This window comes from Microbacterium sp. SORGH_AS_0421 (genome assembly GCF_030818635.1).
Classification (GTDB): Bacteria; Actinomycetota; Actinomycetes; order Actinomycetales; family Microbacteriaceae; genus Microbacterium.
The window spans coordinates 916,008-931,906 of record NZ_JAUTAO010000001.1; the positions used below are offsets into that span (position 1 = coordinate 916,008).

At 70.9% G+C, this 15,899-nt stretch carries 20 protein-coding genes and 1 tRNA gene; 8 read left to right on the forward strand and 13 right to left on the reverse strand.

Annotated features, from left to right (window positions below):
- Positions 1-20: 20 nt before the first annotated feature.
- Positions 21-785, forward strand: coding sequence for a MarR family winged helix-turn-helix transcriptional regulator (locus tag QE416_RS04265; protein WP_307313769.1), 765 nt, complete (start codon positions 21-23; stop codon positions 783-785).
- A 58-nt stretch (positions 786-843) separates the two neighbouring features.
- Here QE416_RS04265 and dcd read toward each other — a convergent pair whose 3' ends face one another.
- Positions 844-1,449 (reverse strand): dCTP deaminase, encoded by a 606-nt coding sequence (gene dcd, locus QE416_RS04270; protein ID WP_210076838.1) that lies wholly within the window; start codon positions 1,447-1,449, stop codon positions 844-846.
- Positions 1,450-1,687: 238 nt separating this feature from the next.
- Between dcd and QE416_RS04275 the strand changes: the two genes are divergently transcribed.
- The 3 genes from QE416_RS04275 (at position 1,688) to QE416_RS04285 (ending at position 3,235) form a co-directional block, all read left to right on the forward strand.
- Positions 1,688-1,761 (forward strand) — tRNA-Gly (locus tag QE416_RS04275).
- Between the two features lie 249 nt (positions 1,762-2,010).
- Positions 2,011-2,283 (forward strand): hypothetical protein, encoded by a 273-nt coding sequence (locus QE416_RS04280; protein ID WP_307313772.1) that lies wholly within the window; start codon positions 2,011-2,013, stop codon positions 2,281-2,283.
- A 226-nt stretch (positions 2,284-2,509) separates the two neighbouring features.
- The gene (locus QE416_RS04285) at positions 2,510-3,235 is read left to right on the forward strand and encodes a DUF6611 family protein (RefSeq protein WP_307313774.1); all 726 of its coding nucleotides are present in this window, start codon (positions 2,510-2,512) and stop codon (positions 3,233-3,235) included.
- Here QE416_RS04285 and QE416_RS04290 read toward each other — a convergent pair.
- Together QE416_RS04290 and QE416_RS04295 are read right to left on the reverse strand one after the other, a co-directional pair.
- Entirely contained in the window at positions 3,162-3,923 is a 762-nt protein-coding gene (locus tag QE416_RS04290; RefSeq protein WP_267788591.1) for an SDR family NAD(P)-dependent oxidoreductase, read from the reverse strand. The two genes, QE416_RS04285 and QE416_RS04290, sit on opposite strands and share 74 nt — an antisense overlap.
- A 193-nt stretch (positions 3,924-4,116) precedes the next feature.
- Positions 4,117-4,473, reverse strand: coding sequence for a hypothetical protein (locus QE416_RS04295; RefSeq protein WP_267788592.1), 357 nt, complete (start codon positions 4,471-4,473; stop codon positions 4,117-4,119).
- A 125-nt stretch (positions 4,474-4,598) separates the two neighbouring features.
- On the opposite strand from QE416_RS04295, the gene QE416_RS04300 reads away from it, so the two are divergent.
- Positions 4,599-5,183, forward strand: coding sequence for a YdeI family protein (locus tag QE416_RS04300; RefSeq protein ID WP_267788593.1), 585 nt, complete (start codon positions 4,599-4,601; stop codon positions 5,181-5,183).
- 20 nt (positions 5,184-5,203) lie between these two features.
- Complete coding sequence (locus tag QE416_RS04305; RefSeq protein ID WP_267788595.1) at positions 5,204-5,908, forward strand: SGNH/GDSL hydrolase family protein; 705 nt, start codon at positions 5,204-5,206, stop codon at positions 5,906-5,908.
- Here the strand turns inward: QE416_RS04305 and QE416_RS04310 are convergent.
- From QE416_RS04310 to pcaH, 9 genes are all read right to left on the reverse strand, one after another.
- The gene (locus tag QE416_RS04310; protein ID WP_267788597.1) at positions 5,903-6,526 is read right to left on the reverse strand and encodes a Pr6Pr family membrane protein; all 624 of its coding nucleotides are present in this window, start codon (positions 6,524-6,526) and stop codon (positions 5,903-5,905) included. The genes QE416_RS04305 and QE416_RS04310 overlap by 6 nt on opposite strands.
- Positions 6,527-6,566: 40 nt before the next feature.
- Complete coding sequence (locus QE416_RS04315; RefSeq protein WP_307313782.1) at positions 6,567-7,004, reverse strand: BLUF domain-containing protein; 438 nt, start codon at positions 7,002-7,004, stop codon at positions 6,567-6,569.
- The gene (locus tag QE416_RS04320) at positions 7,001-7,285 is read right to left on the reverse strand and encodes a hypothetical protein (protein WP_210076823.1); all 285 of its coding nucleotides are present in this window, start codon (positions 7,283-7,285) and stop codon (positions 7,001-7,003) included. Before QE416_RS04320 ends, QE416_RS04315 begins: the two co-directional genes overlap by 4 nt.
- Positions 7,286-7,419: 134 nt before the next feature.
- Entirely contained in the window at positions 7,420-7,809 is a 390-nt protein-coding gene (locus QE416_RS04325; RefSeq protein ID WP_307313786.1) for an ester cyclase, read from the reverse strand.
- An 84-nt stretch (positions 7,810-7,893) separates the two neighbouring features.
- Positions 7,894-8,274: a 4-carboxymuconolactone decarboxylase gene (pcaC, locus tag QE416_RS04330; RefSeq protein ID WP_267788601.1), complete on the reverse strand. Its 381-nt coding sequence runs from the start codon at positions 8,272-8,274 to the stop codon at positions 7,894-7,896.
- Entirely contained in the window at positions 8,274-9,047 is a 774-nt protein-coding gene (locus QE416_RS04335) for an alpha/beta fold hydrolase (RefSeq protein WP_307313791.1), read from the reverse strand. The genes pcaC and QE416_RS04335 overlap by 1 nt, the downstream gene beginning before the upstream one ends.
- Positions 9,044-10,414 (reverse strand): lyase family protein, encoded by a 1,371-nt coding sequence (locus QE416_RS04340; RefSeq protein WP_307313793.1) that lies wholly within the window; start codon positions 10,412-10,414, stop codon positions 9,044-9,046. Before QE416_RS04340 ends, QE416_RS04335 begins: the two co-directional genes overlap by 4 nt.
- On the reverse strand, positions 10,404-10,961 hold the full coding sequence (pcaG, locus tag QE416_RS04345; RefSeq protein WP_307313795.1) for a protocatechuate 3,4-dioxygenase subunit alpha: 558 nt from the start codon (positions 10,959-10,961) through the stop codon (positions 10,404-10,406). Before pcaG ends, QE416_RS04340 begins: the two co-directional genes overlap by 11 nt.
- Positions 10,958-11,770 carry a protocatechuate 3,4-dioxygenase subunit beta gene (gene pcaH / locus QE416_RS04350; protein WP_210076814.1) on the reverse strand — a complete coding sequence of 271 codons (813 nt, stop codon included), beginning with the start codon at positions 11,768-11,770 and terminating at the stop codon, positions 10,958-10,960. Before pcaH ends, pcaG begins: the two co-directional genes overlap by 4 nt.
- Before the next feature lie 90 nt (positions 11,771-11,860).
- On the opposite strand from pcaH, the gene QE416_RS04355 reads away from it, so the two are divergent.
- Positions 11,861-12,613 (forward strand): IclR family transcriptional regulator, encoded by a 753-nt coding sequence (locus QE416_RS04355; protein WP_307313797.1) that lies wholly within the window; start codon positions 11,861-11,863, stop codon positions 12,611-12,613.
- Positions 12,614-12,777: 164 nt separating this feature from the next.
- Positions 12,778-13,959: a 4-hydroxybenzoate 3-monooxygenase gene (locus QE416_RS04360; protein WP_307313799.1), complete on the forward strand. Its 1,182-nt coding sequence runs from the start codon at positions 12,778-12,780 to the stop codon at positions 13,957-13,959.
- A gap of 336 nt (positions 13,960-14,295) precedes the next feature.
- On the opposite strand, the gene QE416_RS04365 is transcribed toward QE416_RS04360, so the two are convergent.
- Positions 14,296-15,822, reverse strand: coding sequence for an amino acid permease (locus tag QE416_RS04365; RefSeq protein WP_307313801.1), 1,527 nt, complete (start codon positions 15,820-15,822; stop codon positions 14,296-14,298).
- Positions 15,823-15,899 lie beyond the last annotated feature (77 nt).

Consider the following 15,899-nt stretch of genomic DNA (forward strand, 5'->3'; position numbering starts at 1 on the left):
GCCCACGAAAGGACTCCCCCATGAACACCCCCGCACCTTCTGATCCCCGCAGCCTCGCCCATCGCCTCACGACGGTCGGCCACGCGCTGCACCACCGCCTGTTCGCGCAGTTGCGCGACAGCGACCTGCACCCGAAGACCGTCGCGGTCCTCTCCGTGATCGACGGACGCCTCGACGCCCCGTGGATCAGCGACCGCATCGCCCGCGGCGGCAAGCGCATCAGCGCCCTCGCCGACCGGGGATGGATCGCCCCCGCCGGCGACGGCTGGACGCTCACCGACGAGGGGCGCCAGATCCTCGATCGAGTGGATGCCGACCGCCAGGCGCTTCTCGCCGAGGTTCCGGCCGAAGAGATCGCGCGCCTGACCGCCGCCCTCGACGCGATCTCCGGGGCCCTCGGCCTCGAGGAGGACGCCGGCCGGCGCGGCCCCCGCGGCTTCGGCTTCGGTCCCGGCCCGTTCGGCCCCGGGTCCGGCCGCGGCTTCGGTCCCGGAATGCGCGGCGGCCCCCGCTTCGGCGGCGGCGAGCGCGACCACCGGCGCGAAGACGGCGGCAACGCCCACCACGGCTTCGGCCCCCGCCACGGCGGGCACACCGACGGGCACCGGCCCGACGGCGACGGCACATCCGACGGCTCCCCGCAGGGCGGCGACCCCCGCCACGGCGACCACGGCCACCGGCACGAGCGCGGACACGGCCGCGGACACCGGGCGGTCGAGCGCGCCTACGAACGCGGTTTCGACGCCGGGTTCACCCGTGGGCGCGAGTCCGCGGCATCCGAATGATCATCGAGAACACGACGCGGCGGGACCTCCCTCGGGAGCCCGCCGCGTCGTCGTTCGGTCAGCGTCCCGCGGAACCCGCGTCGGTGTAGCCGACGTCGGTGCGGTGGAAGTTCAGCGACGAGCGCGAGGCCGTCGGGCCGCGCTGTCCCTGGTACCGGTTGCCGTAGGGCCCGGAGCCGTACGGGTTCTCGGCCGGCGAGGTGAGCCGGAAGTAGCAGACCTGCCCGATCTTCATCCCGGGCCACAGCTTGATCGGCAGCGTCGCGACGTTCGAGAGCTCGAGCGTGACATGGCCCGAGAACCCGGGGTCGATGAACCCCGCGGTCGAGTGGGTGAGCAGCCCCAGACGCCCGAGCGACGACTTTCCCTCGAGGCGCGCGGCGACGTCGTCGGGCAGACTGACCCGCTCGAACGTCGACCCGAGGGCGAACTCGCCCGGGTGCAGGATGAACGGCTCGTCGGGCTCGACCTCGATGAGACGCGTGAGCTCGGGCTGGTTCTCGGCGGGGTCGATGAAGGGGTACTTGTGGTTGTCGAACAACCGGAAGTAGCGGTCGAGACGCACGTCGACGCTCGAGGGCTGGACCATGGCCGGGTCGAAGGGCTCGAGGCCGAGGCGCTTCGCGTCGAGTTCGGCCCGGATGTCGCGATCGGAGAGCAGCACGGCCCCAGCCTAGAGGCGGGGCCCGTGTCACGTCGGTCGGGTTTCGGCGCCGAGGGGCGGTGTCGAAACCGCATCCGTTTGTCGAGACCGCGTGCGATGGGCGACGAACGTGTGCGTCCTCGCGAATCTCCCGCGGTCTCGACGGCGCCGACCCCGCGCTCGAATCGCGTGATCATCCCGGATGCCGAGGGATGCCACGCAGACGCTGTTATGCTGGCCGAGCTGCCGCAAGGCGCACGGGGCTGTAGTTCAATGGCAGAACATCTGCTTCCCAAGCAGATAGCGCGGGTTCGATTCCCGTCAGCCCCTCCACAGCCCTCGCGGGCGGCCTCAGGCCGTTCGGGAGGGCTTTGTCTTTCCCCCGTCAACCCCTCCCCCTCGGCCGTTCACCGCACGGGCAGACTGGACGCGACGAGGGGGGAAACGCCATGACAGAGGTCGCGGAACGTCATCCGGATGCTACGGATGATCGAGGCCTGCCGTTCTGGGTGAAGGCGCTCGGATGGCTGCAGGTGGTGGTCATCGCGCTGGCGCTCGTCGCCTTCTTCGTGCTGCAAGGGCGTGCAGGCGGCGTCCTCCGGCGTCAACTACGACGCGGCGGCGTTCGCGGTCATCCTCGCGCTCCCGCTGATCATCGTCTGGCAGCAGCAGATCGCGGCTCTGGTCGTCGCGGGTGCGCTCGTCGTCGGCATCGTGCTCGGCGTCCGTTTCCGCCGTGGTCGCATGAGCGTGGGCCAGGCCGTCTGGGGCTACACCCTGCTCGGGTGGACGCTGTTCTGGGTCACGATGTGCGCGTGGGGGTTCGTCCGGCTCCTCTTCGCCTTTCTCGGCTGAGCCCGCGGGCGCGGCACCTAGAGGGGAACTTTCCACAGGGCTCGGAACCTCCGGAGACGACCGGCGCCGCGGAATTACGCGCGTGTAGTTTCGAACACGTTAACGAATCCGGGCCTTATCCACACGTGTTTGCACAGGCTGCGACGGTTTCCACACACGCTCTCCACAAAGTTATCCACAGCTGTGGAGACAGTCGTTCGCCCGTGTCGACGAGTCGGCGGGGCGCATGGGTATCGTCAGGATCCTCCCCGCGCCGATGCGTCGAGCGCAGCATCGTCGTGTGCGAACGAACAACGGCTTCCCCTTTCACGCGAGCGGAACCTGGGGCTTCTACGAACGGCGACTGAGCGGTCACGGGCTCGTCGTCGAGCACCTGCAGGTGCTCCCCCCGGACGGCAGGCCCGAAGAGCGACTCGTGTGGAACGCGGCGGTGATCTGGCCCTACGTCGGCTTCTTCTGCGGCATCGCCGCGGCCGCCGCCGCGCATCACACCAGCTCCGTCGCGGCAAGCGTGGCACTCGGCGCCGTCGTGTGGCTCGTGCCGTGGGCCTGGCTGGCATGGAGAAGCCGCCCCTTCGCGCGGCGCGTCCGCGAGTCCTGGCGGATCAGCGGTGCCGGGACGTGGATGGTCGACCCCTCGCCGCTCCGCGATCACGCCGAACGTCTCGCCGACGCCGGTCGACGGGCCGCCTTCGATCGGACACACCGATACGTGACGCTCACCTGGGGCGACGTCTACGCGGCGCTCGCGGCGCAGGCGGAACCCGCCTCGATAGCCCTCGTCGTGCACACCCCCGCGGCGGAGTCCCGCGTCGTCCACGAGAGCCGCCATCCTCGGCCCCGACCCGCCGCTCACTTCCTCCCGCGCGGGACCGGTCTCACGTCCTCAGGTGCGACGCCCCGTTCAGATCGAGCACCGCACCCGACGCCCACTGCGAACCCGGCGAACTGAGGTACACCACGGCATCCGCCACCTCTTCGGGAGTGGCGACGCGGCCGAAGGGACTTTGATCCCGGATGCCGGCGCCCGCCGCTCCGGCCAGCTTCTCCTGCTGCCGGTCGGTGCCGACGAACCCGGGAGCGACGCTCGTGACCGCGATGCCATGCGGAGCGAGCGCCACCGCGAGGGACTGCCCCATCGCGTGCAGCCCCGCTTTCGCCGCCCCATAGGCGGGGAACTCGGGTTCGCCACGGAAGGCGCCGCGCGAGCCCACGTTCACGATCGACCCCGGGAGCCCCCGTTCGATGAGGGAGCGCGCGACGAGGAAGACCAGGTTGGCGGGCGCCTGCAGATCGACCTGGACCATGCGTTCCCAGGTGCGGTGCCAGGTGGCGTAGTCGACGGTCGCGATGGGGTGCGAGGTCGAGGGGTTCGGGGCGAGGGCCGCGTTGTTGACGAGGACGTCGATGCGTCCGAACGCGTGGAGGACGTCGTCGACGATGCGTTCCGCGGTCTCCGGGTCGGAGACGTCTCCTCCCACGAGGACGTGTCCGTCGCCGTGCAGCAGCGCGAGGGTCTCCTCGGCAGCCGAGAGGTCCTGACCGTAGTGGACGGCGACCCGATCTCCGCGGGCGCTCAGGGCGACGGCGATCGCGCGCCCGATTCCGCGTGAGGCGCCGGTGACCAGAGAGTGCAGCATGCGCCCATCCTCCCGGTGCCGAGCGTTCGGGCGGCTCCACGAAACGGCGGGCCGCCCGAACTGTCCGGGGCTCACGCATCGGGGCGATGAACCGGTCGCGTCCGATGCGGATGGCCCACGCTACGTTCGCGCGCGGCCGGCGAGGCGGGCTTGACGAGCTCCCCCCGCGGGTGCGGGGGCCCGGGGAGCCGGGTCAGGCGCGGGTGAATCCGTCGAGGTCGGGGTCCCAGAAGGCGTCGGGGTTCGTATCGTCGGCCGGCTGCTCGACCGCGATGGCCGGTGCCTGCGGAAAACGCTTGTGCTGGCGCAGCTCTCCGGCCGCCCACGAGAAGTCGGGCTCCTGACCTTCCCAGTCGGCCGGGGCGCTGAGCACGTCGTTGCCGACGCCGATCACCAGCTCGGCCTCTTCTTCGCCGCCTTCGGTGACGATCGGGATGCTCACCGCCTCCGCCTGCCCTTCGGCGGCGATCGACGCGGTGAGCTGCACGAGCGCCTCCGCCACGTCATCGGTCGTGGTCACGGTCTCACCGGCATAGGTCACACTGCGCATTCAGCGATGTTCTCCTCTCGAGCGCATCGGAGGGGGCCGGTTGCCCCGGGGCGCGCGCTCCGATAGGGCGCTCGTGTCGGAGGTCCGCGCTAGGGTCCGGTGAGCCGGCTGAGAGGATCACGATCATGACCGAAGCCCCCGAGCTGATCGTCGACGACGCCGCGCGCTGGCGATCGTGGCTCGACGCCCACGAAGACACCAGCGATGGTGTGTGGCTGGTGCTCGCGAAGAAGGGCACGACCTCGCCCACGTCCCTCACCTACGCCCACGCCCTCGACGAGGCCCTCTGCAGCGGGTGGATCGACGGGCGAAAGCAGTCCCGGGATGCCGACACCTTCCGACAGCACTTCACCCCGCGCCGCGCCCGCTCGATGTGGTCGAAGCGGAACGTCGATCACGTCGCCCGCCTGACGGACGAGGGGCGCATGCGGCCCCGCGGGGCCGACGAGATCGCACGCGCTCAGGCCGACGGGCGGTGGGAGCGCGCCTACGAGGGATCCGCGGCGATCGAGATCCCGGCAGACCTGCGCGAAGCCCTGGATGCCGAGCCCGTCGCGGCGCGCGCCTTCGAGGCGCTGACCAAGGCCGAGCGCTACTCGGTGCTGCATCCCGTCGTCACCGCGACGACGCCCGCGACCCGGGCGAAGAGGATCGCGCGCCACGTGCAACGCCTCGCCGCCGATCCGGCTCCCCCGGCCCGGAAGGACTGATCACCGCCGAGAATGGGCTCATGCGCGCGCGACGACTCCTCGGCCTGACCGCAGCGGCATCCCTCGTTCTCGGGCTGACCGCCTGCGCGGCACCCGCCACCGAATCCGCCCCCGCCGCCACCGGACCCGCCGCCACCGGACCCGTCGTGTCGTTCTACGGCGATTCGTACACACGCGGCACGGGCGCGAGTTCGAACGACAAGCGCTGGTCGACGATCGTGTCGGCCGAGCGCGGCTGGCGCGAGATCAACCGCAGCGAGAACGGCCTCGGCTTCGTCAACCGCCGCGCCTCGATGGGGCCCGGACTCGACGACATCCCCGCCCAGGTCATCGCCGACGACCCCGACCTCGTCTTCGTCACCATGGGGTTGAACGACAACTTCAGCTACGACCGCGCGGCCGAGCGCATCCGCGAGACGATCGAGAGCGACCTGCAGCGCCTGCGCGAGGGATTGCCCGACGCACGGATCGTCGTCGTCGAGCCCTTCTGGTACACCGCCGACCGCCCGGCGTCGGTCGACGTCATCGCGGGCTGGGTCGAAGACGCCGCGGCGCGCATCGGCGCCGACCACATCGAGGGGGCGAGCCACTGGCTCGACGGGCACTACGCCGACTCCGCCGACAGCTGGATGGCCGGCGACGGCCTGCACCCGAACGACACCGGGTACGCGCACCTGGCAGAGCAGATGGATGCCGCGCTGGGCGCCCTCGATCCGCCCCTATGACCGCGACGCTCGCGAAAACCGCCGTCGGCTGAGCGCCCAGACCCCCGCCGCCGCGACGAGAAGCAGAGCCAGGATGCCGACGATGTGCAGCACCAGCGAAGCGAGGCCGCGCTCGGGCAGCAGGAACCCGTAGGGAACCCACCCGTCGGTCGCCCCGCGCACGAGGACGACGGTGATCCAGAGCAGCGGGTACGGCAGTACCCACCAGAGGTGCCGCCACGCGAGCCGCGGCCGGTCGCGAGCCGTCGCGATGTCAAGGACGACGATGACCGGGAACACGGCGTGCAACACCGCACTGACCCACGGCGGGGCAGACCCCGTTCCGGGCACCAGAGCGTTGTAGACGACTCCGACCACGATCAGACAGGCCGCGCCGATCGCCCACGCGAGAGCGAGCGGGAACGGCAGGGCTCGATTCGCCAGACCGATTCCTCCGACGGCGATCAGCACGAGCGCCGTCAGACTGCTCGTCTGATTGGTGAAGTATCCGAAGTAGTCGAGGGGGTTGGCGTCGCCCGCCGCGATCCGCAGCACGTAGGCGAACAGCACCACGACGAGCACGATCGCGCCGGCGACGACGCGAGCGAAGGAACGCACGGTTGCCGGGTGGGAGGTCACCCCGTGACGCTACCGTGCGCGCCCCGGACCGGCCACTGCGTCAGGCGCCGTTCGCCGTCCGCGCGCGGAACCACACGGTGAGCTCGCGCACGGCGCGGATGCTCGCGTCTTCGTCGTCGGCCTCGAGGTCGTCGAAGGTGTCGCGGAAGCCCTCGGGCGCGGGTGTCGTGGGAACGCCGATCGGCTCGTACCCCATCGTCCACTCCGTGAAGCGGCGCTCGTCGATGCGCTCCGAGAGCAGCACGCGCACGTCCGTGTGCCGCGGGTCGCGTCGGATCTTCGTCATGAGTTCGTCCACGGCATCCTGCGGCCCTTCGAGCACCTGGAAGAAACGCCCGCGGCGATACAGCAGCATGCCGGTGAGATCGTGCTCGTGATTCGACCGGCGGCTCTGCGTGAGGAGGTCCTTGAGGCGGTCGTCGTCGAACGGATCGGACGCCGCGCTGACGTACGAGATGGACACGAGGTCGGAGTTCACGAGGCCCTCCCGCCGTCGATCGACCGCGGCGCGGGGACACGCACCTCGCGAAGCGTGATCTCGGCGTCGTGCGGGGGCTGGTCGTTGGTCACGGCGGCCATCGCGGCGGTCAGGGCTTCGAAGCGACCGACGAGGCGCGAGCGACCGTTGTACGCCAGGTACCCGCCGCCGCTCTGGCGGTCGATGTAGCCGAGGAACACCCCGCTCTTACTGCCGACGTGGAAGCCGTCTTCGACGCGAGCCCAGACGACTCCGGCGCCGGGGCGGTCGTGAGACACCATGGTCGCCCCTCTTTCTGCCCGGGATGGAAACGGGCGAATGCGACCGTACCGGCCCCCTCCGACATCGAGGCGCCCTTGACAGATCGCCCGACGGACGAGCCACCGGGCGGAGGCGTCGAACGGCCGCGTCCCCGTCAGACCAACGCGGCGCGGATCTGCGCGGAATCGTCGGTGCCGGTCGCCTCGGCGATCCGCCCGTTCTCGATGCGGTACATCGCGAACGAGGCGATGTTCACGCGTCGGCGGGTCGGCATCACGTGCGCGAACGCGCCGGTGTGCGCTCCCCCGCCCCGCAGATGAACCGCCAGACGGTCGTCCTCCACGATCAGCTGAATGCGCTTCCACTGCCAGTCGGGGAAGCCGTGCAGCAGCTCCGCCAGATCGGCGATCCACGCCTCGGCCCCCGCGGGCAGGTGCGCACGGCGCACCGCGGGGTGCAAGAACCCACGGACGGCTTCAAGGTCGTGCCTGTTGAGGGCGTCGAGGTAGTCGGCGAACCACTCTCGCGTCTCCCAGACCTCCACTCCCCCATTATCGGCGGGATGCCGGGGACCCGGCCCGTCCGAGCGAGAGGGGGAGCGTCCCTGGCTCCAACGACTCTCGACCTCTCACGCGTCCTCGGCGAACACCTGAGTCGCGATGCGAAACGCCGTGTTGGCCGCCGGCACACCCGAGTAGATCGCCGACTGCAGGATCACCTCGCGGATCTCGTCGATCGTGAGGCCGTTGCGCAGTGCCGCCCGCAGGTGCATCGCGAGCTCTTCGTGGTGGCCGTGGGCGATGAGCGAGCTCAGCACCGCGACCGAACGGGAGCGGCGATCCAGACCGGGCCGTGACCAGACGTCGCCCCAGGCCACGCGCGTGATGAAGTCCTGCCAGTCGGCGGTGAGCTCGGTCGTCGCCGCCGTCGCGCGGTCCACGTGTTCGTCCGACAGCACGGCACGGCGAACGGCCATGCCCTGGTCGTGGCGTTCCTGGTCGGTGGGCATCAGGCGTCCTTTCCGGTCGCAGATACGAAGAACGACCGCAGCAGCGCCGCCACGGCCTCGGGCTGCTCGGCGGGCGGGAGATGGCCGGCGTCGTCGATGCGCGCGACACGGCCGTCCGCCACACCCTCGGCGATCTCGACCGCCTTGGCCTCGGGGGCGACGGCGTCGAACGACCCCCAGGCGGCGAGCACGGGGACGCGGATCTCGCCCAGCACGGGCCGCACGTCGTACGCGGCGAGCGCCTCGCAGCAGCGCGCGTAGCCGTCGTCGTCGGCATCTTGAAGGACATGCAGCAGACGCCCGGTCAACTCGGGACGCCGCGCGATCGAGTCGGGGGCGAACCAGCGCTGGGCCGAGCCGACGATGAGGCTCGACGTGCTCTGCGCCCGGGCCTGCGCCGCCCGGTCCGTCCACGACGCGGGTTCTCCCAGGACGGCTCCGGATGCCACGATCGCGGCGCCTCGAAGACGCTCGCCGTGCCGCAGCGCGAGCTCGAGCCCCGTCGCACCGCCCAGGGACACCCCGGCGTAGAGGAACGTCTCCTCGGGTACGGCGGCGGCCACGGCATCCGCGAGGTCTCCGACGGTGAACGCCTCGTGCACCCGGGGCCCCGCGCCGTGGCCGGGGAGGTCCCATGCGCAGACGCGGTAGTCGTCGGCGAGGAGGGGCACGACGTCCTCCCAGAGGATCGTCGAGGTGCCCAGCGACGGCCCCAGCACCACGAGGGGCGCGTCGGCGGGTCCGACCGGCTCGGTCAGCGAAACGAGGCTCATGCGTCGACTCCCCTGCTGCGTGCCGTGCCGCCGCCCGCGTGACCCGTGCCACGCGCGAGGCGGGGGGCGAGGCCGAGGTACCGAGCCGGGTCGAGCAACGTGTCGACGTCGAGACCGGCCGCCTCGGGCAGCGCTCGCAGACGCGGGGCGAGGTCGTCGTCACCATCGAGCAAGGCTGCGAAGCGCTCGGCACCGATGAGCGGCACGAGCACTCCCCGCAGGCGCTCGCTGACGATGCGCCCGCCGGTCAGACCGACGGTGGCGGCGGCAGCGGCCGCGTCGACGCGCAGGTGCGCGAGCAGGGACGATCCGTGCGCCGACGCGCCGACCGCGAGCCGGAGCAGCTCGCGCAGTGTCGGCCACTCGGAGTGCCAGGCGCCGTCGGGGCGCTCGTCGACCGCGAGGGCCGAGGCGAGGTGCAGGGTCGCACCCAGGTGCGGTGCGCGCAGGGCGGCCGAGCGGATGAGCACCGCCTCGGCGGGGTTCTGCTTCTGGGGCATCGCCGACGATCCTCCGCCCACGCCCTCCGAGACCTCGCCGATCTCGGTGCGGCTGAGCGTCGCGACGTCGGCGGCCATCTTGCCGAGCGCATCGATGGCCTGGACGAGGACGTCTCCGATCTCCGTCACGGGCCAACGCGCCACGTGCCAGGGCGCGTCGGGGGCGTCGAGTTCGAGGGCCCGGGCGAAAGCCGCGGGAAGGGCGTCGGCGGCATCCGTCGATCCGGTGATCTCGACGAACGACGCGAGCGTCCCTCCCGCACCCGCGAGCTGCGCGGGGAAGACGAGGGCATCCAGCCGCACGACGGCGCGCTCGAGTCCGCGCGCCCAGATCGCGGCGCGCGCACCGATCGTGGTGGGCACGGCGTGCTGGGTGAGGGTACGGGCCGCGGACACCTCGTCGGCGTGCGCGGTGGCGAGCTGTCGGGCCCAGACGGCCGCGTTCGCGACCGAGCGACGCGTCTGCTCGACCGCGCGCCGCGCGACCACCATCAGCGCGGTGTCGAGGATGTCCTGACTCGTCGCCCCGCGGTGGATCCACGCTCGATGCTCTGCGGGCACCTGCGCCTTCAGCGCGCCGACGAGCGGAATCACGGGGTTGCCCCCGGCGACCGCGTCGCGGACGAGGGCGTCGACGTCGATCCCGCGCGGGGACGCGCCACCCTTCTCGTCGATCCCGAAGACGTGGTCGATCTCGACCCGCGCCCCGCGCGGGGCGGCCCCTACCTCGACGTACGCCGCGACCAGCGCGCACTCGACGCGGATCATCGTGGACAGCACGAACCCGTCCGACAGCAGCGCGTCGTGACCGACGCTCACCGGCGAGAGCAGCCCGAGGTCGATGCGTGGAAGGGGATCAGAACGCAAGGAACACCGTCTCGTTCTCGCCCTGCAGTCGGATGTCGTGCGACAGGTACCCGTCGGGCGTCCGGGTCGCCACGAGGCTAGCGCGCTCGTCGTCCGCGAGCGACGACAGCAGCGGGTCGGCGGCGAGAGCGTCCTGGTCGGCGGGCGAGTAGATGCGGGTGTGCAGCTTGTCGGGCAGGCCGCGCGCGAACACGATCGCGGCGAAGAATCCCGCGCGCCCCCGGATGCCGCCCGGCTCCCGCGTCCAGAACGAGTAGCGCCCCTCGTCGTCGGTGAAGGCGCGGCCGAAGCCGGTGAACGTGTGATCGTCGCGGCGGAACGCGCCTCGCGCGCGCGGCACCGAGCCGTCGGCATCTGCCCCGAAGATCTCGATGAGGGCGTCGGGGATCGGCGCTCCCGCTCCGTCGAGGATGGTGCCGCTCAGCACGATCGCCCCGGGCGAGTGCGGGAAGACGACCTGATGCTGCTTGTCGAACTCGAGGCCGTAGGCGAAGAACGGTCCGACCGTCTGGCCGGGGGTGGCGCGGTGCGTCTTGGCGGGGATCACTCGTCGCCCTCCTGCTCGAAGTAGGTCTGCTCGGGTCCGTCGACCACGATGTCGAAGCGGTAGCCCGTCGCCCACTCGGGCGAGGTCAGGTCGTGGTCGTAGACGCCCACGAGGGCGTCCCGGTCCTTCTGACGGTGGATGGAGTTGTAGATCGGGTCGAGCGCGAAGAGCGGATCACCGGGGAAGTACATCTGCGTCACGAGCCGCTGCGTGAACGACGAGCCGAACACCGAGAAGTGGATGTGCGCGGGCCGCCACGCGTTGCGGTGGTTCTTCCACGGGTAGGGCCCGGGCTTGATGGTGGTGAACCGGTACTCGCCGTTGTCGTTCGTGACCGCGCGCCCGGCGCCGGTGAAGTTCGGGTCGAGCGGGGCGGGGTGCTGGTCGCGCTGGTGGATGTAGCGCCCGGCGGCGTTGGCCTGCCAGATCTCGATGAGCTGGTTCGCCACCGGCCGGCCCCACGAATCGAGCAGGCGCCCCTGCACGCTCATGCGCTCCCCCAGCGGCTCGCCCGCGTGCTGCAGCGTGAGGTCGGACTCGATCGCGGCGACGTCTCGCTGTCCGAACGCGGGCGAGAACAGTTCGATCGTCTCGGGGTCGACGAGCTTTGGATTCTTGGTCGGATGCCGCAGCACGCTCGACCGATACGCCGGGAAGTCGTGGGCGGTCGCGGCGACATGCGTGCCCGCGGCGTCGAGCGCGTCGAGTTCGGCGTGACGGGCGCGGATCTCGCGGACGATCTCGTCTTGCGTGGCCTGATCGGGTGCGGCCAGCAGCGATTCGGGGGCGGCGGCGGGAGGGTTCGACATGGGGTCTCCTTCGACCAGTCAATGCTCCGGCACCGTCCCCAGCGGTGGCGAGCGGTTCCCGCTGAATGGGAATCGTGGCATCCTGACACCATGGCGAACTCCCCCTCGGGCGACTCGGTGACCGACCGCCTGGTGCGGATCCTCGAGACCTTCACCCCCACGCGCACCGCGCAGACCACGTCCGACATCGGACGGCGGGCGGGTCTGCCGAGCTCGTCGGCGCATCGGATCGTGAACGAGCTGGTGGATGCCGGCTTGCTCGAGCGCGACGAGGAGCGCCGCATCCGCGTGGGCATGCGCCTCTGGGAACTGGCCACGCGGTCCTCTCATGCACTGCGCCTGCGCCAGGCGGCGCTGCCGGCGATGGAGCGGGTGCAGACGCGCGTGCGCGAACACACGCAGCTGGCGATCCTCGAACAGGAGGAAGCGCTCTTCCTCGAGCGGCTCAGCGCCCCCGACTCGGGGGCGAACATCACGCGCATCGCCGGGCGTCTTCCCCTGCACGCGTCGTCGTCGGGTCTCGTCCTCCTCGCCTTCGCCCCCCACGATCTGCGGGAGCGCGTACTCGCCGGACCCCTGCGCGCCGTCACCCCCGAGACGATCGTCGACCCGGCGGCCCTGCGCCGCGTGCTCGCCGAGATCCGCAGCCTGGGCCGGGTCATCGCCCCCGGCTACGTCGACAGCGTCTCGACGGGAGTCGCCGTGCCTGTGCGCGATGAGACGGGGTCGGTGATCGCCGCCCTGTCGGTGGTGCTCCCCCGCGACGCCGAGACCCCGTTCGCCCTGGTCGAGCTGCACCGCGCCGCCCGCGACACCGAGCGCGCCCTCGGCTACCGCCGCTGACCCGGCCCTCTTCGCGCGGGGATGGATTCGGTCGTCCGCGGGACGAAGAGGCGGCGGGAGCGGACTCGCCGCAGGCGTGAGCGGCATCCCGTTCAATGAGAACACCGCGGCGCGGCGGCGGAGCGAGGGGCACCATCGACACAGCCACCGTCGAAGGAGACGCCATGACCACCACCGTCCGTACCCGCGTCGCCATCGTCGGCGCCGGCCCCGCGGGGCTCCTGCTCTCGCACCTGCTCGACAGAGCGGGCATCGAGTCCGTCGTCATCGACCAGCGTTCGCGCGACGACATCGAGAGCACGATCCGGGCCGGCATCCTCGAGCAGGGCACCGTCGAACTGCTCGACACCCTCGGTCCCGCCTCGCGTGCCCGCACCGAGGGGCACCGCCACGACGGCGTCGAACTGCGCTTCGAGGGCGAGGGTCACCGCATCGACTTCGCGGCATCCGTCGGCCGTGCCGTCTGGCTGTACCCGCAGCACGAGGTGCTGAAAGACCTGATCGCCGCGCGGCTCGACGCCGGGCAGGATCTTCGTTTCGGCGTCACGGCCGAGCGCGTCGACGACGCCGGCACCGCCCGCCCCCGCGTCATCGCGCGTGACGCCGACGGGCAGCCCCTCGAGATCGAGGCGGACTTCGTCGTCGGCTCCGACGGCTCGCGCAGCGTCGCTCGCGCCGCAGTCACCGGCTCGAGCACCGGCGGATACTTCCGCGAGTACCCGTTCGCATGGTTCGGCATCCTGTGCGAGGCCCCACCCTCGAGCGAGGAGCTGATCTACAGCAACTCCCCCGACGGCTTCGCCCTGGTCAGCCAGCGTTCCGACACCGTGCAGCGCATGTACTTCCAGTGCGACCCCGACACCGACACGAACGCGTATTCCGAGGCCCAGCTGTGGGACGAGCTGCAGAGGCGCGTGCCCGGCACGACCTTGAAGCAGGGCCCGATCTTCCAGCGCGACGTCCTGCGCTTCCGCAGCTTCGTCGCGCACGAGCTGCGCCGAGGCCGCGTCGCGCTCGTCGGAGATGCCGCGCACACCGTGCCGCCCACCGGCGCCAAGGGCATGAACCTCGCGATCGCCGACGTGCGCCTGCTCGCCGCCGCCCTCGAGGCGCTGCTGCTCGAGAACGACGAGCGCCTGCTCGACGCATACCCCGAGACCGCCAGCCGCCGCATCTGGAAGGCGCAGCACTTCTCGTGGTGGATGACGAGCCTGCTGCACGTGGCCCCGGATGCCACCGACTTCGACCGTCGACGCCAGATCGGCGAACTGCGCACCGTCGTGGAGTCCGAGCACGGCCGCGCCTACCTCGCCGAGGCCTACTGCGGCTGGCCCTCCGACGCCTGACCCTCCGCCCGAGCCGAACCCCGAACCCCGCCCCGTGCCCCGGCGCCCCACCCCCTCTCGAGTGTCCAAAACACCCGGACCAAAATCGAAAACGTCCGGGTGTTTTGGACACTCAGCGTGTCGTGTCCGGGGCGCGGGCTGGCGACGCCCCGCGCCTGAACGCGAGCGACGGGATGCCGGCATCCGGCGCCCCACCCCCTCTCGAGTGTCCAAAACACCCGGACCAAAATCGAAAACGTCCGGGTGTTTTGGACACTCAACGGAGGTGAACACGCCCCCATGAACGAGTGCGGCGCCCGAGCTGAAGCCCGAGCGCCGCGCCGAGAGCCCGCGGGCTCAGCGCTTCGTGTCGCGCGCCTTCTTCTCGCGCGGCTGCGGGAAGGGGCTCGGCACCACCGGCACCGTGCCCGTGTAGCCCTCGCGCTCGGCGGCGAGCTCGGCGATGCGCTTGCGGCAGGCGAACCAGCCGATCGTGATGGCGAGGCTCGCGAGCACCGCCACCAGCAGCGTCGCGGGAGAGTCGATGAACACCAGCACGAGCACGATCGCGAGGAAGACGAGCGTCGCGTACCCCGTGTAGGGCGCCCAGAACAGGCGGAACTTCGGCCGCACGAGCTCGCCCCGGTCGGCGAGGCGCTTGAACTTCATCTGGCAGAGGATGATCGTCGCCCAGGTGACCAGGATGCCGACGGCGGCGACGTTCAGCACGGTCTCGAAGGCGTCGCTGGGGTTGACGTAGTTGATCGCGACTCCGAGCAGGGCGACGACCGCGGTGATCGCGATGCCGCCGTAGGGGACGCCCGCCTTGTTCATGCGCGCGGCGAACTTCGGCGCCGATCCGGCGACCGCCATCGAGCGCAGGATCCGGCCCGTGGAGTACAGCCCCGCATTCAGCGACGACAGGGCGGCGGTGAGCACCACGAGGTTCATGATCACGTCGACACCCGGGACGCCGATCGATCCGAAGAAGGTGACGAAGGGGCTCTCGTCCTTGGTGTACGCCGTGTACGGCAGCAGCAGGGCCAGCAGCAGCACCGAGCCGACGTAGAAGATCGCGACGCGGAAGATGACCGAGTTGATCGCGCGCGGCATGACCTTCTCGGGGTTCTTCGTCTCGCCGGCCGCGGTACCGACCAGCTCGATCGAGGCGTACGCGAACACCACGCCCTGCATGAGGATGATCGCGGGGAGGATGCCGTTGGGGAAGAACCCACCGTTGTCGGCGATGAGCGAGAACCCGGTGGGGGCGCCCGTGGGGGTGCCGAAGACGACGAAGTAGATGCCCACGAGCAGGAACGCCACGAGGGCGGCGACCTTGATGAGAGCGAACCAGAACTCCAGCTCTCCGAACACCTTCACCGACACCAGGTTGACAGCCAGCACGGTGACGAGCGCGGCGAGCGCCCACACCCACTGCGGGACGGCGGCGATCCACGGCACGTACTTGCCGAAGAAGTTCATGTAGAGCGCGGCGGCGGTGATGTCGACCATCGTGGTCGTCGCCCAGTTGATCCAGTAGAACCAGCCCGAGACGAACGCCGCCTTCTCACCGAAGAACTCGCGCGCGTACGAGACGAACGACCCCGAGGTCGGCCGGTGGAGCACCAGCTCGCCGAGCGCGCGGAGGATGAAGAAGGCGAAGACACCGCACACGGCGTACGACAGCACGATCGCGGGGCCGGCCTGCGCCAGGCGACCGCCAGCACCCAGGAACAGGCCCGTTCCGATCGCGCCGCCGATCGCGATCATCTGCACCTGACGCGACGTGAGGCGCTTGTGATAGCCGCTGTCCTCGAGCTGGACGGTCGAGGTGGTGCGGGGCGGCTCTGCGGCGTCGCTCGAGCGGGGGGAGGAGTCGGTCACCTACCCATCGTGCGAATTGCGCAGCGTCTGTCCAGCAAGCGCGCCGACATGTCGGCATCCCGGACCGGATGCCGCGA